Genomic DNA, 21,897 nt, shown 5'->3' on the forward strand with positions numbered 1-21,897 from the left:
TGCGCAACTCGATGACTATTCGGTCGGGGAGGCGCGTGCCCAGGACATCCGGGGCCGTCCGGGCATGCGGGCCCGGGCGGCAGGCCGCACGGGAAGCCGCCCAGCGCGACCGCCGCCGGTCGCGGCGCCGCCGGCGGATGCGGATCGTGCTGCTCACCGCATTGGCGTTCGTGGTCCTGCTGGCGTCCGGCGCCGCGTGGCTGTACTTCCGGCTCAACGGCGACATCCGGACGTTCTCCGGGGACGGCGTGCAGCAGGACCGCCCGCCGGACACCTCGCCCGGCCGGAACGTGCTGATCATGGGCTCGGATTCGCGGTCCGGCGACAATGCGAAGTTCGGCGGCGGCAAAGGCGACGTCGGCCGCTCGGACACCACACTCCTCCTCCACGTCTACGCCGACGGCAAGCACGCCGTCGCCGTGTCCATCCCGCGCGACACCATCGTCGACATGCCGTCCTGCCGGAAACCGGACGGCACCTGGACGCGGCCGCAGTCCAACGTCATGTTCAACGACGCGTTCTCGGTCGGGAACACGGCCTCGGGCAATCCGGCTTGCACGCAGAACACCGTGGAGAAACTCACCGGGCTCCGCATCGACCACACGATCGTGGTGGATTTCGCCGGTTTCGCCGCGATGACCTCGGCCGTCGGCGGCATCGAAGTGTGCCTGCCGAAGGAGGTCTTCGAAGGCGACCTCAACCCCAACAAGGGCAGCCGCGGGCAGCTCGTCTTCCCCAAGGGCAAGCAGACCGTGTCCGGGCAGAAGGCGCTCGACTACGTCCGGCTGCGGCACGGCATCGGCGACGGCTCCGACATCGGCCGCATCAAACGGCAGCAGGCCTTCGTCTCGTCGCTCGTCAAGAGGATCAAGGGGCAGGGCCTCGACCCGACCACCCTGCTGCCGCTCGCCGAAGCCGCGGCCAAGTCGATGACCGTCGACCCCGGGCTCGGCTCGGTGCAGAAACTGCTGTCGTTCGCGCTGGACCTCAAGGGCATCGACCTGCACAACACCAAGTTCGTCACCCTGCCGTGGCGTTACCAAGGCGAGCACGTGGCCGTCGTGCATCCCGCGGCCGACGCGCTGTGGGCGGCCCTGCACGACGACCGCACGCTCGACAACGAGGACGCCGGGAACGGCGCCGCGAAGCCGGCCGCCCTGACCCCCGCCCCACCGGCCACGCCGACACCGGGCGCGTCACCCGTCGACGGCACGGGCATTCAGGTGTCCGTCTACAACGGCACCGCCACACCGGGGCTCGCGGGCCGCGCCGCCGACCTGCTGCGCGCCGAGGGCTTCACCGTGGCCACGATCGGAACGGCGCCCGCGCCCGACCGGACCGCGACGGTCGTCGAGTACCCGCCGACGCATGCCGACCAGGCACAGATCGTGGCCTCCGCCTTCCCGGGAGCCGAACTGCGGCCCTCCACCCGCGCCCCCGGGATCCGGGTGACCGTCGGCAGCGTCTTCGCCGACACACCGGCCGCACCCGCGCCCGGGGCGTCCGGCTCGGACGCCGCCTCGCCGGAGCCCGCCCCGACGGCCGTGCCGCCGTCGGTGGCGCAGGACGCCCGGTCGGCCGACGACGACGCGTGCAGCAACCTGTCGTACGGCTGACCGTCAGCCCGCCGGCAGCCCTCGCTTGAGAGGTTGCGCAACCTCTAAAGTGCTGGGGCAAGGCCGAGCCCGGGACCGCCGGAGCGGGGCGGAGGAACCGAGCATCGGCATGGGGGCGGCAGTGCGGCTTTGCTTTCTCGTGGAAGACCAGTACCGCGACGACGTCATGCCCCTCCACGTCGCCCGGCACCTCCTGGCCACCGGCCACGAGGTCGACATCGTCGAACCCGGCCGCGGCGTCGTGCGGATCGACGAACTGCTCGCTCGCGGCCACGACGCGTGGGTGCTGAAAACCGTGTCCGGCGGCCCCGGCCTGTCCCTGTTCGACGCCGCCGCGGCGGCCGGGATACCCACCGTCAACGACGCCCGCGCCGTGCACACCGTCCGCGACAAGACGGTCGCCGCGGCCATCGCCCGGCGGCACGGACTGCCGTTCCCGCCCACCCGGTTCGTCGCCGCCGCCGACCTGCTGCACCGCTTCGACGGCGGGCCGCTGGTGGTCAAGCCGGTCGCGGGCGACTCCGGGCGCGGCGTGCACATCGTGCGGTCCGCCCGCGACCTGCGCGAAGCCCGCGGCGCACTGCACCGCGAAGGGTTCCTGCTCGTGCAGCCGTACGTCCCCAACCCGGGCGTCGACGTCAAGGTCTACAGCGTCGCGGGCGACCTCCACGCCACCGTGCGCACCTCGCCGCTGCACCCCGACCGGCCGGTCGAGACCCGGGAGATCCCGCTCCCGGACGACCTCGCCGCGCTCGTCTCCCGGATCGGCGAGGTGTACGACCTCGACCTCTTCGGCATCGACGCCGTCGAAGGACCGGACGGCTGGACGATCGTCGACGTCAACGACTTCCCGAGCTTCCGCGGCGTCCCCGACGCGGTCCCGCGCGTCGCCGCCGCGGTGCTGCGGCTCGCCGACGCCCGGCACGGCAGGCTCGGCACGCGCGCGGTGACGGCGCGCCGGTAACCCGGCCGCGGAAACGGCGAAGGCGGCTCCCCCGGCCGGGCGAGCCGCCTTCAGGTGCCGGATGCGGCTAGCCGCGTCCGCCGTACTGCCGTTCGAACGCGGTGAACGCGCCTTCCTGCTGCCACTGGAGCGCGGCCTTCGGGTTCGCCTCCAGGAACTGCGCGCAGCGCTGGTGCGGCTCCGGGTCGCCCGGCCGGTCGGAGCGGCACGCCGTCACGACGGCGGACTTGCCCGGGCCGGAGAACAGGCTCGCGCCCGGGACGAACGCGTACTCGAGGGAGGCCCGTGCCAGGTCCTTGAGTTCGAGGTAGCTCAGACCGTAGGTCTGTGCGGCGTACTGGTATTCGTGGGTGATGTCGACGCGGGAGATGCCCGGGTCGTCGGTGGCCAGCACGATCGGCACACCGTACTGCCGGTACGTCGAGAACGGGTGGTCGGCGCCCTTCACGCCGAGGATCTGCGCGTTGCTGGTGAACGGCACCTCCACGGCGACCTTCTCGGCGGCCATCGTGCGGGCGAGGTCCTGCCAGTTCGTCTCGTTGCGCAGGTCGACGCCGTGCCCGATGCGTTCCGCCTCACCGGTGCGGACGGCCTGGTCGACGTGGAAGGTCAGGTCCTCCGGCTTGACCAGTCCGGGCACCAGCTCGCCGGCGTGCAGCGTGATGTGCGCCTTCGGGTAGACGGTGTGCAGGTAGTTCAGCATGCGCATCTGCAGCCGGTAGTTCTGCAGCGAGCTGTCCCAGTCCTCGGGCTGGACCAGGTTGATCGCGACGAACCGCGCGTCCTGCTCGGCGAGGCGCATTCCGACGACCATCTGCGTGAACACCCGTTCGGGGGTGCTGCCCCGCGACACCTGGGAGATCCACCGCACCGACACCTTGCAGCCCGGGTCGGGCGCACCGGTGCCGCAGTGCGCGGTCTTGGCGTAGACCGCGTCGGCGTCGTCGGATTCCTTGCGGGCCGCGGCGACGACCGCGTCCATCTGCCCGTCGGCGAGCAGCTTCGCGTGCATCTTCGCGAAGTCGTCGTCCCAGCCGACCTTGTTCGCCAGGGCCTTGGCCTCTTCGGAAGCCGGGCTGACCATCGTCTCCAGGTACGACTGGTTCTGCGCGGCGAGCGCGTTCGTGACATCGGCCAGGAGTTCGCCGCGGTGCCGCCAGGTGACGTCGCCGAACTTGTTGAACGCGTCGAAGAAGTGGTCGTGGCCGGACTCGCCGGGCGGGAAGTCCTGCATGGACCACGCGGCGATCACCGTCCGCCGGTAGTCCGCATCGGTCTTGGTGTCCGCCGCCGGGCGGTCTCCGGGCTTGCAGGGCGGCATGTAGGCCGTCGTCGTCGGGTCGAGGCACATGCCGTCCTGGGCGGCCAGGGAGAGGATGTACTCGGTGGACGCCGCGCCGGACAGGTGGTTGTGCAGGTCGCCGCCCTTGGGCAGCGCGGCGAAGAAGGCGCGCTGCGCGGCGGGGTCGTCCTTGATGCTGTCGAGATAGGCCGCCACCCGGCGTTCGGCGGCGGTGCCGGGCCGCGCGGCACCGGTCTGCGCGGCGGCGGTCTGCCCGGCAGCGGGGAGTAAGGACAGCAGGCTGAGGGCGCATGCACCGAGGGGAAGCAGAATCCGGCGGCGCGCGGCCGTTCGCATGGTCGTTTTCACCGGGGAATCATGGCCGACCGACCCGTTGGCCGTCCCGCGAAGTCGCCGCTCAGGAGCCCGGTTTCACACCTTCGAGTGAACCGCTATGCGGCGCCCTGCCCCAACGCCTCAGCCAGGGACAGCTTCCCTGTGGCGATGTGCATCCCGCGCGCCGCGATCCGTGCCTGCGCCGTGTCGAGTTCGCCGAGCCGGGTCAGCGGCGCGGGCCCGTCGTCGTGCAGCGCGCAGCACAGCAGCAGCAGCGTGCGCAGCGGCCCCTCGGAGTACGCCGAATCCTCCGCGGTCACGATGTCGCGGAGCACGTCCCACCGCACGGCGGCGTAACGCCCGTCGTCGGACCAGTCGAGGCAGACCGCGTACAAGTCGGGGCGGCGGACGAACGAGCCCTCCTCGGTGAGGATGTACGCCGTGGCCTGCGCCGCCGGTTCGCCCTCCGCTGCGCGGTAGAGCGCCGCTTCGATCACCTCGGACGACAATGCGGGCACCGCCGCGCCCAGCCGCTGGTTTTCCACGTTCCCCACGACCATCGGTATCGGCCCTTCCCGTCCCCGTGTCACACGCCGAAGGCGCAGCACCCCTCATCGAAGATGATTTCGACCTCGGACAAGAGTAAGACCACGAGCGGTGTGCAATGCGCCGGAAACGCCGGATCGGGTCAGGGTTTCGTGTCGGGATCCGCGGCGGTGCGGTTGCGTTCCTGGGTGAGATCGCCGATCGCGATCGCCAGAGCGAGTACCACGAACGAGATCGACACGACGAGTCCGAGGCGCAGCGCGCCGGACCAGTCGGGGTGCGCCTGGGACGCGAGCCGGGAGAAGAACGTGGAGCCGACGACGGCGATGCCGAGGGCGGAGCCGATGCGTTGCCCGGTCTGCAGGACGCCGCCGGCGCTGCCCGCTTCCCGGGGCGGGACGGACGCGAGGGTGAGGGCCTGGTTGGGGGCGATGACGAGCCCGCTGCCGAGTCCGGCGATCAGGAGCGGGCCGAGGATGGCCCATTCGGTGACGGCGGGGTCGACGGTGCCGACGAGCACGACGACGACGCCGAGTCCGCAGATGACGGTGAGGAGTCCGGCGGCGACGAGGGCGTGTCCGTAGCGGGCGACGAGGTGTCCGCCGACGGCGGCGGACGCGGCCGAGCCGAGCGCGAACGGGGTGACGGCGAGTCCGGCGACGAGGGCGGAGTCGCCGAGCCCGGACTGCAGGTACAGGGTGAGGACGAAGAAGATCGAGGTGAAGCCGGCGAAGTAGCAGAGCATCACGAGGGAGCCGCACGCGTAGGAGCGTTCGCGGAACAGGTCGAGGTCGACGAGCGGCGTGTAGCGCTTGCGGTAGCGGTACTCCCACGCGACGAACAGCGCCAGCAGGGCCGCGGACGCGGGCACGAACAGCCACTTGGCGGCGGTGTGCCACTGCCGTTCCTCGACGAGCGGCAGCATCAGCAGGACGACGGCGGCGCCGAGCAGCATGACGCCGACCGGATCGAGGTCGCGCAGGCAGGGCCGGTGTTCGTGCTCGGGGCCGGGCAGCAGCCGCGCGGCGAGGACGAACGCCGCGATACCGATGGGCAGGTTGACGAAGAAGATCCAGCGCCAGCCGTGTTCGGCGCCGAACACGTTGATGATGAGCCCGCCGAGGACCGGCCCGACGGCCGTGGAGATGCCGATCACCGAGCCGAAGACGCCGAACGCGCGGGCGCGTTCGCGTCCGCGGAACAGTTGCTGGATGAGGGCGGAGACCTGCGGCGTGAGCAGCCCTCCCGCGACGCCCTGGATCAGCCGGGCGAGGACGAGCCACACCGCGCTCTGCGCGGCCCCGCACAGGGCGCTGGCCGCGGTGAAGAGCGCGACGCCGAGCATGAACATCATGCGCCGACCGCGGGCGTCGCCGACCCGTCCCGCCGGGACGAGCACGAGGCCGAACGTGAGCGCGTAGCCGGAGAGCACCCACTGGATGTCGCCGTCGGACGCGTCGAGCGCGGTGCGGATCGACGGCAGCGCGACGTTGACGATGGACACGTCGAGGAGGGTGATGAATCCGGCGAGCATGCAGACCGCGAGCGCGCGCCAGCGGCGCGGGTCGGGCGCATAGTCGCCGTCGCCCTCGCCGCCGAGCTGGACCACGGTCCGCGGGGTGTTCACCCGGTCATGCTGGTCGCGGCGGACGACCGGCCGGGTCCGCGACACGCGGGCCGCCCGACCGCGTACACGGACGGCGCAGCGTCGGGGATGCCGGGCGGGGTGTGCCGGGGGGCGTGGGTCTGTGGAGGGCGTCGGGGTGTCGGGGGGGTGCCGGGTCGCGGGGTCAGCTTCCGGCGCCGGAGCCGCTGCGCCGGACGAGCCGGGACAGCACGACGGCGCTTTTGGTGCGCACGACGAACGGTTCGGCGCCGATGCGTTCGAGGACTTTCTCGAACTGCTGGACGTCGGCGGCGAGCAGGTGGATGACGGCGTCGGCGTCGCCGGTGACCGTGCTGGCGGAGACGACCTCGGGGTATTTGGCGAGCGCGCGGGCGATGTCCTCGGGCGAGGTGCGGCCGCGGCAGTACAGCTCGACGAACGCCTCGGTGCGCCAGCCGAGCGCGGACGGTTCGACGGACGCGGAGAAGCCGGTGATCACCCCGGTTTCCAGCAGCCGGTCGACACGGCGTTTCACGGCCGGCGCGGACAGGCCTACGCGTGCGCCGATTTCGGCGTAGGTCGCCCGCGCGTCCTCGATGAGCGCGGCGATGATGCCGCTGTCCAGCGCGTCGATGGCCATCGGTTGGTTCCTTGCTCCGGATCGTGCTCGGGGGGCGGGTCTGGGCTGGGGTCTGCTGGTGGAGGTGTGCAGGTCGGGGGTCTGGCGAGGGGATGCGCGGAGGAACGTATCGCAGTGATCGCCGCCGATCCCAGGATGCGCGCAACGGATCGGGCGGGCATGCGGGAAGGACGCAATGGATCGGTGGTCGCCCGCAAGATCGACTGGTTGGCCGCAGGTCGGGCGGTCTTTAGTGTTCTGGGGAGCCGGTGTCGATGCCCGGCGGCTTGCCTGCTCGACCCTGCTCGACCCTGCTCGACCCTTCGTTTCCCTGTGTTTCCTTTCGTTTCCCTTCGTGAGAACGCCGAGAGCCGCCCCATGCCCGAGACGCGCCCCGCCCGCCTGCCGATGCACACGTACGACGAGAACCTGGCCGACATGGTGTTCGCGTACATGCGCGAACGACTGCAGCTGGATCCGGTGCCGTTGGACCACCCGGGCGTGAAGGACAAGCTGGACCGCACGCTCGACGGACTGCTGGGCGCCGACGGGAACGACCCGGCGGATGTGCTGGCGCTGTACGCGGACCACTTGGCGCCCGCGGTCATCTCGTGCGACAGCCCGCGGTTCCTGTCGTTCATTCCGGCGGCGCCGACGAAGGCCGCGCTGCTGTTCGACATGGTCGTCTCGTCCGCGTCGCTGCAAGGCATATCGTGGCTGGAGGCCGCGGGCGCGGTGGCCGCGGAGAACCAGGTGCTGCGGCTGATCGCGGACCTGGCGGGGCTGCCCGAGGGCGCCGGGGGCTGCTTCGTGAGCGGCGGTTCGGCGGGCAACCTGTCGGCGCTGGTGGTGGCCCGCGACACGGGCGCACGGCGTCGGCTCGCCGAGGGTTACGTGCCATCGGGTCCGTGGCGTGTCGCGGTGAGCGACCAGGCGCATTCGTCGATCGGCAACACGCTGCGGATCATGGGCGTGGACGCGCTGGTGGTGCCGACGGCGGACCACCGGCTGACCGGTGCGGCGGTGCGTGCCGCGCTGGCCGCGGACCCGGATCCGCGGTCGGTGGTGGGCGTGGTCGCGACGGCGGGGACGACCAACGCGGGCATCGTGGACGACTTGGCGGGCGTGGGCGCGGTGGCGGACGAATACGACCTGTGGTTCCACGTGGACGGGGCGTACGGCGGCGCGGGGCTCTTCGCGCCGAGCGTGCGGGCCAAGTACGACGGGATCGAACGGGCCGACTCGTTCGTGGTCGACCCGCACAAGTGGCTGTTCGCCCCGTTCGACTGCGCGGCGCTCGTGTACCGGCAGCCGGCGCTGGCGCGCGGCGTGCACACCCAGGACGCGTCGTACCTGGACGTGCTGCACACCGACGCGGCGGAGGAGTGGAACCCGACCGACTACGCGTACCACCTGACCCGCCGGGCGCGCGGCCTGCCGCTGTGGTTCTCGCTCGCGGTGCACGGCACGGACGCCTACCGGGACGCCATCGAGGCGGCACTGACGCTGGCCCGGGACACGGCGCGGCTGATCCGCGAGACGCCGCACTTGGAGCTGATCCGGGAGCCGGAGCTGTCCGCGGTGCTGTTCCGGCGCCGGGGCTGGTCGGCGGAGGACTACCACGCGTGGTCGCAGCGGCTGCTGGCCGGGCAGATCGGCTTCGTGACGCCGACGGGCTGGGAGGGCGAGACGGTGGCACGGTTCGCGTTCCTGCACCCGGGGACGACGCCGGAGATGGTGCGGGAGATGCTCGACACGATGGCGTGAGGGCGGGCGGGTCCGCCGGCTTGTGACGACGTCGACGGCGCCGGGGTGTTGCGTGCTTTGTCCACGCGGCGCCCCGGCGCCGCCGTGTTTCCGTCGGCTGTGGTCGTCTCGTCGTCTCGTCGTCTCGTCGTCTCGTCGTCTCGTCGTGCCGTCGTGCCGTCGTGTTTTTGTCGCGGTGTCTCAGTCGGTGGCGGGCACCACGATCAGTTCGCCGACGTGGTCCGCGAGGACGTCGCGGGCGGCGGTGGGGATGCCGTCGTCGGTGACGAAGACGTCGACGGTGTCGAGGGCGGCGAAGCCGGCGAGTCCGGCGACGCCCCATTTGGTGTGGTCGGCGACCACGGCGACGCGGCGGGCTGCGGCGATGAGGGCGCGGTTGGTCTGGCCTTCGGCGAGGTTGGGGGTGCTGAGCCCGGCGCGTTCGGAGACGCCGTGGGTGCCGAGGATCAGCAGGTCGACGTGCAGGTTCGCGAGGGCCTGGTCGGCGATCGGGCCGACGAGTGCCGCGGAGCGGGTGGGGGTGCCGCCGGTGAGCAGCAGCGTCGGGGCGTCGCCGGCCCGGTCCCGGTCGGCGGCGCGAAGCACGTCGGCGATGGGCAGCGAGTTGGTCACCACGGTCAGGCGCGGCACGCCGAGGAGCTGCGTGGCGACCGCGTAAGTGGTGCTGCCGGCGGACAGCGCGACGACGCTGCCGGGTTCGACGAGGTCCGCGGCGGCGGCCGCAATGGCCGTTTTCGCGGCGGCGGCGAGGGGGGCTTTGGCTTCGAACCACGGCTCGTCGGCGGTGGCGGCGCCGGTGCGGGCAACCGCGCCGCCGTGCACCTTGTCGAGCACGCCGTCGGCGGCGAGCGCGTCGAGGTCGCGGCGGATCGTCATGTCGGACACGCCGAGCCGGTCGACGAGGTCGGCGACCCGGACCTCGCCGTGCGTGCGGACGGTGTCCATGATCAGCGCGCGGCGGCGGCCCGCGAGCATGCCGCGTTCGGCCACGCGTGCCTCCGTGTGTTGAAGCGCCGGTCCGGGGACTGTATCCCGGATCCCGTTTCCCCATCAACCACATACCAACAACAACCACCATCGATTGTGGTTGACCTCGTGTGGTTGTGTTTGATTGTGTGTGCTTCCCGTCGATCCCGGGTGAGGATCGACCGACGGAGTGGGAGCCGTGAAGAAGACCACGACCAAGCTGGCCGACGGCCGCGAACTGCTCTATTTCGACGCGGACGAGACCGCGGTGCGCGACGCACCCGACCTGCGGCCTCTGGAGCCGGTGACCGCGCTGTCCGAGATCCGCCGTGATCCGGTGACCGGCGACCACGTCACGGTGGCCGCGCACCGGCAGGGCCGCACGTACCTGCCGCCGCCGGACGAGTGCCCGTTGTGCCCGTCGCGCGACGGGCGGCTCAGCGAGATTCCCGCCGCGGACTACGAAGTGGCGGTGTTCGAGAACCGCTTCCCGTCGCTGGCGCGCGACGCGGCGGCACACGTCCCGGGCCGGCCGGGGCCGCTGTTCGACCTGGCGCCGGGCGCGGGGCGGTGCGAGGTCGTGTGCTTCACCGCCGACCACGACGCGTCGTTCGCCGACCTGAGCGAGGAGCGCGCCCGGGTGGTGCTGGACGCGTGGACCGACCGGACGGCCGCGTTGTCGGCCTTGCCGGGGATCGAGCAGGTGTACTGCTTCGAGAACCGCGGCGCGGAAATCGGCGTGACACTCCCCCACCCGCACGGGCAGATCTACGCGTTCCCGTTCGTGCCACCGCGCACTTCCCGGATCACGGCCCGGGCCGCGGAACACCGCGAGGCGTTCGGACGGAACCTGTTCGACGACGTGGTCGCGGCGGAACTCGCCGACCCGGTGCGGGTCGTGATCGCGGGACGGCACTGGACGGCATTTGTGCCGTTCGCCGCACGGTGGCCGTACGAAGTGCACCTGTATCCGAACCGGCGGGTTCCGGACCTGACCGGGCTGAGCGAGGACGAGCGCGCGGAGTTCCCCGGGCTGTACCTGGACCTGCTGCGCCGCTTCGACCGGCTCTTCGACGGTGCGGGGCCGACGCCGTACATTGCCGCATGGCACCAAGCCCCCGCCGCACACCGCGACGAGTTGGCGCTGCACCTGGAGCTGTTCACCATCCGCCGTGCCGCGGGCAAGCTCAAGTACCTCGCGGGAGTGGAATCGGGGATGGACGCCTTCGTGAACGACGTATCGCCGGAGGGCGCGGCGGAGCGGCTGCGGGCGGTGGGCCGGTGACCGGCGTGTCCGCCGTCCGGGCCGGCTTCGCCGAGGTCTTCGGCGGCGACCCCGCGGGCGTGTGGGCGGCGCCGGGCCGGGTCAACCTCATCGGCGAGCACACGGACTACAACGACGGCTTCGTCCTGCCGATCGCCCTGTCGCAGCGCATCCTGGCCGCGGCACGGCCGCGCTCCGACGGACGGCTGCGGCTGCACAGCGCGCAGGGCGACGGCCAGACGACGGACCTCACGGTCGCGAACCTTCGCGCGGGCGCGGTCACGACGTGGGCGGCGTACCCGGCGGGCGTGGTGTGGGCGCTGCGCGAGGCGGGGCACGAGGTCGGCGGCGCGGATGTGTACCTGGCCGGCGATGTGCCGACGGGGGCCGGTCTGTCGTCCTCGGCGGCGCTGGAGTGCGCGGTCGCCTTCGCCTACGACGGGATGTACGGGCTGGGCCTGACCGCGCCGCAGCTGGCCTTGCTGGCCCAGCGCGCGGAGAACGACTTCGCGGGCGTGCCGTGCGGAGTGATGGACCAGATGGCCTCGGCGTGCTGCGAGGCGGGGTCGGCGCTGTTCCTGGACACGCGCGACCTGTCGGTACGACACGTCCCCTTCGACGCCGCGGCACACGGACTCCGGTTGCTGGTGGTCGACACCCGCGTGAAGCACGACTTGGGGGACGGCGCGTACGCGGCACTCCGCGCGGGCTGCGAGCGGGCAGCGGAGCTGGCGGGGCGCCGGGCGCTGCGGGATGTGGCGCTGTCGGAACTCGACATGGTTTTGGGTCTGTTGCCGCCGGAGCTGCACGGCCTGGTGCGCCACGTGGTGACCGAACAGGCACGGGTGACGGAGACGTTGGCGCTGCTCCACACCGGCCGGGTGGCGGGGGTGGGCCCCGTGCTGACCGCGGGACACGCCTCGCTGCGCGACGACTTCAGGGTCTCCTGTCCGGAAACCGACCTGGTGGTGGAGACCGCGGTGACGGCGGGGGCGTTGGGGGCGCGGATGACCGGGGGCGGGTTCGGGGGGTCGGTCATCGTGCTGACGAGTGCCGAGGCCGCGGACGGCGTCACGGCAGCCGTGGAGACCGCGTTCGCGGAGGCGGGATACGCCCGGCCGCGGATCTTTGCGGCGGAGGCCGGGGCCGGGGCGGGGAGGGCGGAGTAGCGGTCTTCCCCGCCCATCCGAGCACCCGGGTCTGGAATGTGCGGTCGGGGATGAAACCTCGACGACCACGGCCCGGTGGCACCCAGCCTGTGCGCCACGGCGAATCCGGCGACGGTGCCGCCAGCGCCTCCGAACGCCGCGCCCTCGAATCCTGCGGCGGCATCACCATGGTGACCATCCCCGGCGCAAGTTTCCTCACCCCCGACGAAGACCCCGCCCCGGTCGCGCGCCTGATCGGCGATGCCCGGACGTCCCAACGCAATTCGCGCGCCGGCTGACCCGACTTTCCGGCGTCGGGCAGCGCAACTACCGCCCCCGGCGCACCCGGTCCGCGCAACCCAACTCCAACATTCCCCCGACAGGCCCTACGCTGGTGCGCCGTGACTCAGCCTGCAGAACTCGACACCGCACCGCCCTTCGACCCGGAGGCGGCTCGCACGGCACGCTCCGTCATGGCTTTCACGCCGGAGCGGGTGGCGGCCACGCTCGCCTCCTACGGCGTCAACGCGTTCCCCCGGGACGTCCGCGCGTGGGAAGACGGTTCCGTCGCCCCCACCGAGGACCAGCTCATCGGTCTCGCCAAGGCCCTTGCCGTGCCGGTCGGCCGGCTCATGGGCGAATCCGGCAATGCGTCGCTGCATGCGCTGCGGCTGCGGGCCGGGCTCACCGCGGCCGCGGCCGGCAAGCAGGTCGGCATGTCGGAAGCGACCTGGTTGCGGATGGAACGCGGCAATGCCTGGCGCGCCGACGAACGCCGTACGCAAGCCCTCATACGGATGTTCAGCGGTCTGACGCACCGCCAACTCGTCGAGGTGTCCGGAGCCCGCGAAGAACTGTCCGAATGCCTCGCCAAGTGCCTCGGCCAAGGACGCGCGCCCGCCTACGTCAGCCCGGTCACCGAAGTCCTCGGCCTCCGCCGCCGCAAGGTCGCCGAGGCGATGGAGGCACTGATCGCGGACTTCCCGCCGCCCGGCGGCGTCGACGCCAAGCCCAAGCGGACGTCCGGCGAGCAAGCCGTCGAGGAGCCGCCCGCGCCGCCGCTGCCGGCGGGGGCGATGGACCGGTTCTGGGACCTCATGGGCAACCCGCCCGCGGACCCGTACGCGCCCGGCGCCTGGCGCCGCCCGCCGCGCCGCTGACCACCCGTCGGCCGGGGAAGGAGCACCGACCTCCCCCGGCCGACACGTTCCACCCGCGTCCGCTCCGCCTACCCGACGATCGAAGGCACGTCTCCCGGGTGAACGGAATGACGTAGTGGTCACCAGCCGCACCGGCAGGCCCCTCCGAGTGCCCCTGGCCCGTCGCCGACCGGATCCGCACCTGCCGGCCCCGGCGGTTCGGCGAGGACTCCCTCGGTGCGATGACCGCACGGGTGCCGGTCGTTCCCGACCGCATCGCCTCTGCGTAGATCGTCGGCGTGCCCTTCGGAACGCGTGATACGCCGCGCCCGATGCGGCGGAATTTCCCCTCGCCACGCCCGACCGTGCCCTGTCCTGCCCTGCCTCAGCCGCAGGTCGTATCCGTCGCCGCCCCCGTCAGCAAGTAGCTTGAAGTCGCGCGGTCCACGCACGGGTTGTGGCGGTAGAACGCCACGTGGCCGTCGCCGTTGTACGTCACCAGCGCGGCGTTGGGCAGCTGCCGCTTGAGCCGGGCCGCTGCGACGTTCGGGGTGGCGGGGTCGCGCGTGGTGCTGACGAGCAGCAGGTTCGGGAGCTTCACCGCGTCGAGCGGGTACGCGCGGTCCGGCCCGGGCGCGGCGCAGTCCGCCGCCCAACTCCACACCACGGACGGTCCGAGGACCGGCGCGTCGGCCGCGACGTCGTGGGCGAGGCGGTCGGCTTCGGCGGCGGTGAGGGAACGCCCGTCGGCGCAGTTGATCTCGTAGTAGCCGGCCAACGTCGCGCCCTGGTACGTGCCGTCGTCCGCGCGCCTGGCGTAGGAGTCGAAGGCGCGCAGCATGGGCCGCGCGTCGCCCCCGTACAGCGCGCCGAGGAGGTCGCGCAGCGCGGACCACGACGCCGGGCTGTAGAGGTACGCGGAGACGACGGTGCTCGCCATGCCCTCGTCCAGGGCCCGCTCGCCGACCGGGCGCGGCCGGTCGCCGAGTTGGCCGAGCATCGTGCGCATGCTCGCCGCGGCCGCGCCGGCGCCGCCGGAGAACGGGCAGCCGCGCCGCTGCACGCAGTCCGCGGCGAAGGCCCGGAACGCCGTGTCGAAGCCCACGGCTTGCTCGCGCGCCACGGTGAACCGGTCCGAGGCCGGGTCGACGAGCCCGTCGAGGACGAAGCGGCCGACGCGGTCGGGGTGGGCGGCGGCGTAGCGGGCGCCGAGGTAGGTGCCGTAGGACGTGCCCACGAAGTTGACCTTGTCGTCGCCGAGGACGCTCCGCAGGACGTCCATGTCCTCGACCGCTTCGGCCGTCCCCAGATGCGGCAGCAGGTCGCCCGTCCGCGCCGCGCAGCCTTGTCCGAACTCCTTGAGCACGGCCGCGTTCGCGTCGACCTGGGCGGCGTCCGCGGTCGTCGGGTCGAGGGACTGGATCCGGTCCATCAGCGCCCCGTCCCCGCAGACGACCGGCCGGCTGGCGCCGGTGCCGCGCGGGTCGAAGCCGACGATGTCGTACCGCTTCGCCACGTCGGGCTTCGCAGCGGCCAACCCGACGACCGTCGACCGCACGCCGCTGCCGGGCCCGCCTGGGTTCGTCGCCAGACTGCCGAGCCGCTGCCCGGCGGGTCCGGCCGCGGGGAGCCGGTAGACGGCTATTTGGATCGACTTCCCGCCCGGCGCGGCATAGTCGAGCGGCACCCGCAGATTCGCGCACTCGAGCCGCCGCGCGGCGGACCGGTACGCCGGATCGCTGCTCTTCGCCGTCCCGTCGCCGGTGCAGGGACGCCAGGCCGGCTTCTGCGCCCGGAAGTCGCCCGCGGGCGAGGACGAAGCCCCGGACGGGCTGCCCGCCTCGGCGGGGCCGCCGCCGGGCGGGGCGGCGGCTCTGCCGGCCGAGGACGTGCATCCGGTCGCGACCACGGCGATGGCCGCGGCGGCGGCGAGCGCGGACGAGCGGAGTCGGGCGGCGCGGAAAGGGCGACGGGTCACCGCAAAGACGTATCACCTGCGGCAACCCGCCGCCGGGATCCGCTCCTGCCGGACCCGACGCCCGAACCGCGTGGGGCGGCAGCCGTGCTCAGCGCACCATCGCATGCACCGGGTAGACCTTCGGCTCCGCGTTCGGGACGCCGAGCCGGGTCAGAATCGGCACGATGATCTCGCCGAACTGCCGGAATGCCTCCTCGGACTCCCACACGTCCACGACGAACCAGCCGTTCGGGGTGGGACCGGAGGTGTGCGAGATCAGCCCGGGAACGGGCCAGTCCGAGGTGCTGGTGACGGCCCCGCGGCCACCGGTCACCGCGTCGGCGCTCTGGTCGTACTGGGCCTGAGTCATGCCCGGGATGTCGAAAACGACGGCAACTGCCACGGCGAAGTCCATTCCGAGTAGCGACAAATCAGACTTCCAGTCTCGGCACGTCGCCGGGGGCGGCGCGCGCGGACGTGGGCTGAACGGGAGAGGCGGACGGCCGGGTGGGTGAAGGACGACGGCCGGCGCAGGGAGACCGACGCCCCGGGTATCGGGACAGCACGAGACCCGGCTACCCCCGGGCCGCGTCCTGGTCCTCGCCGAACGCGATCCGCCTCACACGGTCGGCCGCGGGACGGTCCAGGACGACGACCGACGCCCAGCCCCGCGGCGGCTTCCCCGACGCCGCGAGGCGCCGCAGCACCCGCGCCGCGAGGGTGCGGTGCCGGGCGAACCTGCGGGGCGGGACGCAACGGCCGCGCGCCACCTGGCTCTGCCACGCGGTGGCGGCGTCCACGTCGAGGAACAGCACGTGCGCGTTCCGCCCTTGGTGCCGCGCCTCCCACCCCACCCAGGCACGGACCAGCGGCACCGCGCCGAAGTCCTGCACGGCCAGCGGCCCGTCACCGCGCAACCCGGCCCGCATCCGGCGCAGGTGCGCCACCCGCACCACGGGCCGGAACAGCCGGTACGGAATCCACCGCGGCAGCCGCGCCTGGTAGTACAGCCGGGTATGCCGCGAGTCGACCAGCGGCGCCACCGCACACCGCGCCATCAGCGTCGATTTGCCCGCCCCGGGCAGCCCGGCGACGACGAGCACGTCGCGCGGACCGTAACGGAGGACGCCGACGGGATGCGGATGCCCGGCCGCGGCTTCGGCTTCGGCTTCGGCTTCGGCTCCTCCGGCTCCGGCTCCGGGTCCGGGTCCGGGTCCGGGTCCGGGTCCGGGTCCGGGCGCAGCTTCGGCCTCGGCGTCGGCTTCGGCATCAGCCCCGGCTCCGGCTGCGGCTTCGGACTCACCGAGGGACGCCGAGTCGGCCACCGCCTCCGCCCCCGTCGTCCCTACCCGCAGGTCGTACAGCCCCCGCGGCCGCAGCTCACGCCACGGGCCCGAAGCCCCGCCGTCACCGGCAAGCGCGGAACCCGCCCGCGCGTCCTCCCCCGGCAAGCCCCCGGCATCCACCGCCCTCCCCCGGCCACCGCGGACGGTCCGGCCACCCCAGCCGCCAAGGCGGCCATCGCCGCCATCACGGCCATCACGGCCATCACGGCCATCACGGCCATCACGGCCATCACGGCCATCCGAGTCTTCCCCCCGCCCCTCACCACCACCACTGCGTCCCCCTCGCTGCTCCCCCACCCGCATCCGCTCGCCCGCCCCGTGTCCCATGCCGTACCGATCCGTCGCTCTGTCCGCGTAGCGCAGCAGCCTGTCGCGCCCAGCCGTCGACGGACAACCCGGGCGCGTCACGTCACCGGCCGCACCCCCTCCCCACCTGCGGCAACGGCCCCCGCCACGGCCGACGCCGTTCCCGGATCGGTTTGGATGTCGGCTTCGGTGAGTACTGTGCAACGACCAAGGCGCGCGGCCGCGCCTGAGCCGGCCCGCCCCCGTTCCGCCCCGCAGGAGGCCCGGCATGTCCCTCGTCCGCGTTCACAACTTCTCGGTGTCGCTCGACGGCTTCGGTACCGGTGACGGCCAGACCCTCGAGCAGCCGTTCGGCCACGCCGGCACGCGGCTGCACGAGTGGTTCTTCCAGACGCGGGCGTTCCGTGCCATGACCGGCCAGGAGGGCGGTCCGTTCAGTGTCGACGGCGCGCTCGCCGACACGTGGGACGGCGGCATCGGCGCGGAGATCATGGGCCGCAACAAGTTCAGCCCGCAGCGCGGCCCGTGGGAGGACGAGTCGTGGCAGGGCTGGTGGGGTGAGAACCCGCCGTTCCACACGCCGGTGTTCGTGCTGACCCACCACCCGCGGCCGACGCTGGAGATGGAGGGCGGGACGACGTTCCACTTTGTCGACGCGACGCCCGAGGAAGCCCTCAAGCAGGCCCGCGAGGCGGCCGGCGGCAAGGACGTCCGGATCGGCGGCGGCGTGACGGTGGTGCGCGACTTCCTGGCCGCCGACCTGGTCGACTTCATGCACATCGCGGTGGTGCCGATCGTGCTCGGTCGCGGCGAGCGCCTGTGGGACGGCCTGGAAGGCCTCGACGAGCGGTTCGCCATCGAGTCGACGACCACGCCGAGCGGCGTCACGCACCTGATGTTCAACAAGCGCTGAAGCCTCGGCCGGCGGCCACCCGACGAGCGGGTCAGTCCTTCCGTCCGGTGGCCGCCACCGTCACCCCCAGCCCGATCATCGCCATTCCGCCGACTCCGCCGACCATCGCCAGCCGCCGCGGCGACCGTGCGAACCACGTGCGCGCACCCGACGCGGCGAGCCCCCACACGCTGTCCGACAGCACCGCGATGATGTTGAAGACGAGCCCGAGCAGCAGCATTTGCGCGGCCACGTGGCCCTGGTCGCGGTCGACGAACTGCGGGAGCACCGCGCCGAAGAACACGATGGTCTTCGGGTTCGCCACCCCGACGGCATAGCCCTCGCCGAGGGTGCGCAGCGCACCGTGCGTGCCGCCGGCGTTGCCGGTGAAGGCGGCCTGGAGCGCGGTGCGCTGCCGTATCGCCTTGATGCCGAGGTAGACGAGGTAGGCGGCGCCGGCGAGTTTGAGCACGGTGAAGACCAGCACCGAGCGTTCCACGACGGACCCGATGCCGAGCGCGACCGCCACCACGAGGGTGTACGCGCCGAGGGTGTTTCCGACGACGGAGGTGAGCGCGGCGCGGCGCCCGTGCGAGAGGGCCCGGCCGACCACGAAGAGCACGCTCGGGCCGGGCACCACGATGAGGAGGAACGACACCGCCGCGAAGGCGAGAAGACGATCAGCGGACATCATGCGCTCATCGAAGCACGCCGATCCCGCGCTCCGGCAGCGGTTTTCGCGGCCTGTGGAGAGACCGCGGGGCGCGGGCGGCGCGATGCACCGCCCGCGGATCCGTCAGGGTGCCGGGTGCCCGGCGTCGGCCGTCCGCGGGGGGCGTACGACGTCCGCCACGTCCCGGCGCGGCGTCGCCGGCACGTCGACGCCCATGCCCATCCGCAGCACCATCTGCGCGGTGCCGTAGTGCTTGGCTTCGGACGCCGTTTCGATACGCAGGTCGGGGTCTTCGAGCGGCTGGTTGGCGAACGACGCGGCCATGCCGTAGCGGGCGCCGGTGACCAGGACGCGCATGAGCGCCTGCCCGGCGGTCAGCCAGTCGAGCGCGGTGTCCGCGGGCGTTTCGAGGACGGCCAGTGTGGGCCGGCGTTCGAACACCGCGGTGCCGCGGGACGGGATCTCGCGTCCGGCGGCCAGGTCCCGGACGGCCCCGGTGGGGGCGGCTGCGGACGGGCCGAGGCTCGCCGCGGGGACACCGTCGCGCCGGTGGATTTCGTCCGCGGCGGCGACCCAGCGGGCGCGTTCGTCGCGCAAGTGCTCCTCTTCGAGGCCGGTGGCTTCGCGGATGAGGGTCAAGAGGTGTTCGTAGGCCGGTTCCCGGTCCACAATCCGCAGCCAGGTGCCTTCGTCGCGGGCGGCGTCGCGGAGCTGTTCGAGGAGCATGCCGGGTACCGGTGTATCGCGGAACGGGGCGCGGTTGGTGCGGCGGCTGGGCAGCGTCCAGTACAGCGTTTCGAAGCGCGCGTCGGGTGCGCCGTCGACGGCGTGGATACGGGCGACGAAGCCGGGTTCGGCGCCGTCCGGCAGGAGGACCGGCTCGGCGGCGATGCCGGCCGCGGCGTAGCCGAGCCGGGCGGCGAACACCGCGGCGCCGCACGCGATGTGTGCTTCACGGCCGGTCGGGTCGGCGTGCGGCAGCACCCGCCCGGGGTCGACGTGCACTTCGAGATCCGCGCCGTCCCACCGGAACCACCAAGGCTGGGTGTTGTGTTTGGACGGCGCGGACGTCGCCGCCCGCAGGATCTTGTCGCGCTGCTCGGGAGTCAGAGTCGAGGCCACCATGGCGCACCTCCGGGTCCGTGGGGGATTCCATATGCCGGGGGGACGGCCCCGACTCCCAGGGTCGTCCCGGAGGGCCGTTCCGCAGCAGTGACGAAAGTCCCTACGCACGGGCCGAACGGCCCGGCCGCACCGTGCGGAAAGGCCGGCGCCCCGGCCGACCGCCCGGGGGCGGGTCAGTGCGGGCCATGCGGCGGAGCCTGCTGCACCTCGGTGGCGAACACGGCGGCCTGCACGCGGCGTTCCAGTCCGAGCTTGCCGAGCAGCGCGGAGACGTAGTTCTTGACGGTCTTCTCGGCGAGCTGCATCTTCTGCGCGATCTGCCGGTTGGTGAGGCCTTGGGTGACGAACCCGAGGACTTCGCGTTCCCGCGGCGACAGGTCGGCGAGCCGCGGGTCGACGGTGGTGCCGGTGCGGACCCGGTCGAGGACCTTCGCGGTGATGCCGGGGTCGAGGAGTGACTGCCCGGCGGCGACGCGACGGATGCCGTCGACGAGGTCGGTGCCGCGGATCTGCTTGAGGACGTAGCCGGCCGCGCCCGCCATGATCGCCGCGAAGAGCGCGTCCTCGTCGTCGTACGAGGTCAGGATCAGCGCCTGGATGTGCGGGAACCGGGACCGGACTTCCCGGCACACGTCGATGCCGCTGCCGTCCGGGAGCCGCCCGTCGAGGACCGCGACGTCGGGGTCGAGCGCGGGGATCCGCCGGATCGCCTCCTGCGCCGACGCGGACTCCCCCACCACCTCGATGTCCGGTTCCGCGGACAGCAGATCGGCCAGGCCGCGGCGCACGATCTCGTGGTCGTCGAGCAGGAACACCCGGATCGGTGACGTCATCGCGCACTCATCTTCTTCCCACCTCGACCGCGCCCGGCGGGCATGCCGGAGCGGGAGACGGCGAGTGCGCCGCCCCCGGCGGCCAGCTTGGCGCATGCCGGCGGCACGGCCCAGGGTCTTTCGGCCCTGCCGCGGGACATGGGGATCGAGGGGTGGAGTGCGGGGTCAGACCTCGGGTGCTGCCCGTTCCACAGCGGGCGGGGCGACGAGCCGGTATGCGGTGACTTCGACCGGGCGCACCCGGATGGCGTGGTCGCGGCGGCCGCCGACCCACGGGCGCAGCAGGACGCGGTAGCGGTCGAGTTCGGCGGGGTCGGTGACGGCGGTGGCGTAGCCGGTGGCGATGACGCTCCAGCCCGTGCGGGTGGCGGGGTCGATCTCGTCGGCCTCGTAGGCGACGACGACGCCTTGGTCGCCGGCGCCGCGCACGAGGGCGTTGAGGGCGGCGCCTTCGTGGGTGCGGACGACGATGCTGCCGCCGTCGAGGATGTGGTTGACCGGCCGGATCGCGGGCAGCGCGTGGTGGCTGAAGACGATGCGGCCGAAGCCGGCGCGGGCGAGCAGGGCCAGGGCTTCGTCGCGGGTGAGCGGCTCCATGGCGTGCGGGGGCAGGGCGGATTCGGGGGCGGATTCGGGGACCGGTTCGGGGGTCGCGGGCGCGGTGCCGGGGTTGCGGCCGAGCCGGACGCCGGTGGTGGCGGGGCCGGTCATGCGGTGCCCCGGGCGGCGGCGATCACCGCGTAGTCGCCGTCGAGGCGGCGGTAGAGGACGCGGCCGCTGCCGGTGTCCGGGTCCGCGTAGAACAGATGCGGGAGTTCGGCGCGGGTGACCCGGTCGAGGGCGGCGTCGTCGGTGAGGCGCGGCGCGCAGCCGGGGTTGAGGGTCCACGGGATGCCGCGGTTGGGGGTGGGCGGTCCGGCGGAGACTGTGCGGGCGAGCCGGTAGCCGGTCGGTCCGACGCGGTAGACGGCGGCTTCGGTTTCGGTGGCGGGATCGACGAACAGGTGGATGTCGTAGTCCATCGCGTCCATCGTGCGGGCCGCCGTTTCGGGGGAACACCACACCAGGGCGGGGGCTTTCACCCGGCTGATGGTGCCGCTGCCGAGGCGCGCGGCGCGGAGGATGCCGAGGCCGCGGGGGCCTTCCGGCCAGGGGCGGGGCCGCCAGGGGCCGCTGACTTCGGCGATGCGGGCGCGCAGGGCGTCCGCGGCGCGTTCGACGGCGCCGCCGACGCCGGCCGCGGAACGCTGCACGCGGACGCGGCGCCCGTCGACCTCGGCGACGACTTGGGCGATGACCGCGCGGGCGGGTTCGCCGAGCGCGGTCAGGCGTACGCGGACGTTCTCGACCAGGGCGTCGGTGCCCAGGACGACGGGTGCGATCCGGCGGCGGGCCCCGGCGGCGAACCCCTGTGCCACTCCGGTGGCGGCGACGGTGATGTCTTTGACCGACACAGCGCTTCCCTCGACTTTCCCGCGGGCTCGCTCCCCCGCCTACCGGAGAGTGTGCGAC

The 21,897-nt window shown here is 72.9% G+C and carries 21 protein-coding genes; 8 read left to right on the forward strand and 13 right to left on the reverse strand.

The genetic code is table 11. The features are described 5' to 3' along the window. The first annotated feature begins 11 nt into the window (after positions 1–11). Together ABEA93_RS18765 and ABEA93_RS18770 are read left to right on the forward strand one after the other, a co-directional pair. On the forward strand, positions 12–1,616 hold the full coding sequence (locus ABEA93_RS18765; RefSeq protein ID WP_425584992.1) for an LCP family protein: 1,605 nt from the start codon (positions 12–14) through the stop codon (positions 1,614–1,616). A 109-nt stretch (positions 1,617–1,725) separates the two neighbouring features. Continuing rightward, positions 1,726–2,580, forward strand: a complete 855-nt coding sequence (locus ABEA93_RS18770) for an ATP-grasp domain-containing protein (protein ID WP_345676745.1) — start codon at positions 1,726–1,728, stop codon at positions 2,578–2,580. 67 nt (positions 2,581–2,647) lie between these two features. Here the strand turns inward: ABEA93_RS18770 and ABEA93_RS18775 are convergent, their stop codons facing one another. The 4 genes from ABEA93_RS18775 to ABEA93_RS18790 all read right to left on the reverse strand — a co-directional run bounded on the left by ABEA93_RS18775 (position 2,648) and on the right by ABEA93_RS18790 (position 6,990). Next, positions 2,648–4,219, reverse strand: a complete 1,572-nt coding sequence (locus tag ABEA93_RS18775) for an adenosine deaminase family protein (RefSeq protein ID WP_345676781.1) — start codon at positions 4,217–4,219, stop codon at positions 2,648–2,650. A 95-nt stretch (positions 4,220–4,314) separates the two neighbouring features. Continuing rightward, positions 4,315–4,752 carry a hypothetical protein gene (locus ABEA93_RS18780; RefSeq protein WP_345676746.1) on the reverse strand — a complete coding sequence of 146 codons (438 nt, stop codon included), beginning with the start codon at positions 4,750–4,752 and terminating at the stop codon, positions 4,315–4,317. 134 nt (positions 4,753–4,886) lie between these two features. Continuing rightward, positions 4,887–6,371, reverse strand: coding sequence for an MFS transporter (locus ABEA93_RS18785; RefSeq protein ID WP_345676747.1), 1,485 nt, complete (start codon positions 6,369–6,371; stop codon positions 4,887–4,889). Positions 6,372–6,534: 163 nt separating this feature from the next. Beyond that, positions 6,535–6,990: an Lrp/AsnC family transcriptional regulator gene (locus tag ABEA93_RS18790; RefSeq protein WP_345676748.1), complete on the reverse strand. Its 456-nt coding sequence runs from the start codon at positions 6,988–6,990 to the stop codon at positions 6,535–6,537. A gap of 357 nt (positions 6,991–7,347) precedes the next feature. On the opposite strand from ABEA93_RS18790, the gene ABEA93_RS18795 reads away from it, so the two are divergent. Next, complete coding sequence (locus ABEA93_RS18795) at positions 7,348–8,736, forward strand: pyridoxal phosphate-dependent decarboxylase family protein (protein ID WP_345676749.1); 1,389 nt, start codon at positions 7,348–7,350, stop codon at positions 8,734–8,736. A gap of 180 nt (positions 8,737–8,916) precedes the next feature. On the opposite strand, the gene ABEA93_RS18800 is transcribed toward ABEA93_RS18795, so the two are convergent. Next, positions 8,917–9,711, reverse strand: a complete 795-nt coding sequence (locus ABEA93_RS18800; protein WP_345676782.1) for a DeoR/GlpR family DNA-binding transcription regulator — start codon at positions 9,709–9,711, stop codon at positions 8,917–8,919. A 190-nt stretch (positions 9,712–9,901) separates the two neighbouring features. Between ABEA93_RS18800 and galT the strand changes: the two genes are divergently transcribed. The 4 genes from galT (at position 9,902) to ABEA93_RS18820 (ending at position 13,274) form a co-directional block, all read left to right on the forward strand. Then, positions 9,902–10,987 (forward strand): galactose-1-phosphate uridylyltransferase, encoded by a 1,086-nt coding sequence (gene galT, locus ABEA93_RS18805; protein ID WP_345676750.1) that lies wholly within the window; start codon positions 9,902–9,904, stop codon positions 10,985–10,987. Continuing rightward, complete coding sequence (galK, locus tag ABEA93_RS18810) at positions 10,984–12,135, forward strand: galactokinase (RefSeq protein ID WP_345676751.1); 1,152 nt, start codon at positions 10,984–10,986, stop codon at positions 12,133–12,135. Before galT ends, galK begins: the two co-directional genes overlap by 4 nt. Before the next feature lie 89 nt (positions 12,136–12,224). After that, a complete protein-coding gene (locus tag ABEA93_RS18815; RefSeq protein WP_345676752.1) occupies positions 12,225–12,413 on the forward strand; it encodes a hypothetical protein in 189 nt (62 codons plus the stop codon). 102 nt (positions 12,414–12,515) lie between these two features. Continuing rightward, positions 12,516–13,274 (forward strand): helix-turn-helix domain-containing protein, encoded by a 759-nt coding sequence (locus ABEA93_RS18820; RefSeq protein ID WP_345676753.1) that lies wholly within the window; start codon positions 12,516–12,518, stop codon positions 13,272–13,274. A 364-nt stretch (positions 13,275–13,638) separates the two neighbouring features. Here ABEA93_RS18820 and ABEA93_RS18825 read toward each other — a convergent pair whose 3' ends face one another. From ABEA93_RS18825 to ABEA93_RS18835, 3 genes are all read right to left on the reverse strand, one after another. Next, the gene (locus tag ABEA93_RS18825) at positions 13,639–15,231 is read right to left on the reverse strand and encodes an alpha/beta hydrolase (protein ID WP_345676754.1); all 1,593 of its coding nucleotides are present in this window, start codon (positions 15,229–15,231) and stop codon (positions 13,639–13,641) included. 88 nt (positions 15,232–15,319) lie between these two features. Further along, positions 15,320–15,613, reverse strand: a complete 294-nt coding sequence (locus ABEA93_RS18830; RefSeq protein WP_345676755.1) for an antibiotic biosynthesis monooxygenase family protein — start codon at positions 15,611–15,613, stop codon at positions 15,320–15,322. A gap of 172 nt (positions 15,614–15,785) precedes the next feature. Then, a complete protein-coding gene (locus ABEA93_RS18835) occupies positions 15,786–16,676 on the reverse strand; it encodes an ATP-binding protein (RefSeq protein WP_345676756.1) in 891 nt (296 codons plus the stop codon). A gap of 454 nt (positions 16,677–17,130) precedes the next feature. Between ABEA93_RS18835 and ABEA93_RS18840 the strand changes: the two genes are divergently transcribed. Continuing rightward, positions 17,131–17,775 carry a dihydrofolate reductase family protein gene (locus tag ABEA93_RS18840; protein WP_345676757.1) on the forward strand — a complete coding sequence of 215 codons (645 nt, stop codon included), beginning with the start codon at positions 17,131–17,133 and terminating at the stop codon, positions 17,773–17,775. A gap of 31 nt (positions 17,776–17,806) precedes the next feature. Here ABEA93_RS18840 and ABEA93_RS18845 read toward each other — a convergent pair whose 3' ends face one another. From ABEA93_RS18845 to ABEA93_RS18865, 5 genes are all read right to left on the reverse strand, one after another. Further along, positions 17,807–18,448: a LysE family translocator gene (locus ABEA93_RS18845; protein WP_345676758.1), complete on the reverse strand. Its 642-nt coding sequence runs from the start codon at positions 18,446–18,448 to the stop codon at positions 17,807–17,809. A 102-nt stretch (positions 18,449–18,550) separates the two neighbouring features. Then, positions 18,551–19,552 (reverse strand): Acg family FMN-binding oxidoreductase, encoded by a 1,002-nt coding sequence (locus tag ABEA93_RS18850; protein ID WP_345676759.1) that lies wholly within the window; start codon positions 19,550–19,552, stop codon positions 18,551–18,553. Between the two features lie 173 nt (positions 19,553–19,725). Next, the gene (locus ABEA93_RS18855) at positions 19,726–20,385 is read right to left on the reverse strand and encodes a response regulator (protein WP_345676760.1); all 660 of its coding nucleotides are present in this window, start codon (positions 20,383–20,385) and stop codon (positions 19,726–19,728) included. Between the two features lie 165 nt (positions 20,386–20,550). Then, on the reverse strand, positions 20,551–20,982 hold the full coding sequence (locus ABEA93_RS18860; protein ID WP_345676783.1) for a pyridoxamine 5'-phosphate oxidase family protein: 432 nt from the start codon (positions 20,980–20,982) through the stop codon (positions 20,551–20,553). 110 nt (positions 20,983–21,092) lie between these two features. Then, on the reverse strand, positions 21,093–21,839 hold the full coding sequence (locus ABEA93_RS18865; RefSeq protein WP_345676761.1) for a sigma 54 modulation/S30EA ribosomal C-terminal domain-containing protein: 747 nt from the start codon (positions 21,837–21,839) through the stop codon (positions 21,093–21,095). Between the last annotated feature and the right edge of the window lie 58 nt (positions 21,840–21,897).

The organism is Yinghuangia aomiensis (assembly GCF_039542225.1).
In the GTDB taxonomy this organism is placed as follows: domain Bacteria; phylum Actinomycetota; class Actinomycetes; order Streptomycetales; family Streptomycetaceae; genus Yinghuangia; species Yinghuangia aomiensis.

Coding starts and splice junctions, on each gene's coding strand:
- ABEA93_RS18765 (WP_425584992.1), top strand. CDS start 12: ATGACTATTCGGTCGGGGAGGCGCGTGCCCAGGACATCCGGGGCCGTC.
- ABEA93_RS18770 (WP_345676745.1), top strand. CDS start 1,726: ATGGGGGCGGCAGTGCGGCTTTGCTTTCTCGTGGAAGACCAGTACCGC.
- ABEA93_RS18775 (WP_345676781.1), bottom strand. CDS start 4,219: ATGCGAACGGCCGCGCGCCGCCGGATTCTGCTTCCCCTCGGTGCATGC.
- ABEA93_RS18790 (WP_345676748.1), bottom strand. CDS start 6,990: ATGGCCATCGACGCGCTGGACAGCGGCATCATCGCCGCGCTCATCGAG.
- ABEA93_RS18795 (WP_345676749.1), top strand. CDS start 7,348: ATGCCCGAGACGCGCCCCGCCCGCCTGCCGATGCACACGTACGACGAG.
- ABEA93_RS18800 (WP_345676782.1), bottom strand. CDS start 9,711: ATGCTCGCGGGCCGCCGCCGCGCGCTGATCATGGACACCGTCCGCACG.
- ABEA93_RS18840 (WP_345676757.1), top strand. CDS start 17,131: ATGTCCCTCGTCCGCGTTCACAACTTCTCGGTGTCGCTCGACGGCTTC.
- ABEA93_RS18845 (WP_345676758.1), bottom strand. CDS start 18,448: ATGATGTCCGCTGATCGTCTTCTCGCCTTCGCGGCGGTGTCGTTCCTC.
- ABEA93_RS18850 (WP_345676759.1), bottom strand. CDS start 19,552: ATGGTGGCCTCGACTCTGACTCCCGAGCAGCGCGACAAGATCCTGCGG.
- ABEA93_RS18855 (WP_345676760.1), bottom strand. CDS start 20,385: ATGACGTCACCGATCCGGGTGTTCCTGCTCGACGACCACGAGATCGTG.
- ABEA93_RS18860 (WP_345676783.1), bottom strand. CDS start 20,982: ATGGAGCCGCTCACCCGCGACGAAGCCCTGGCCCTGCTCGCCCGCGCC.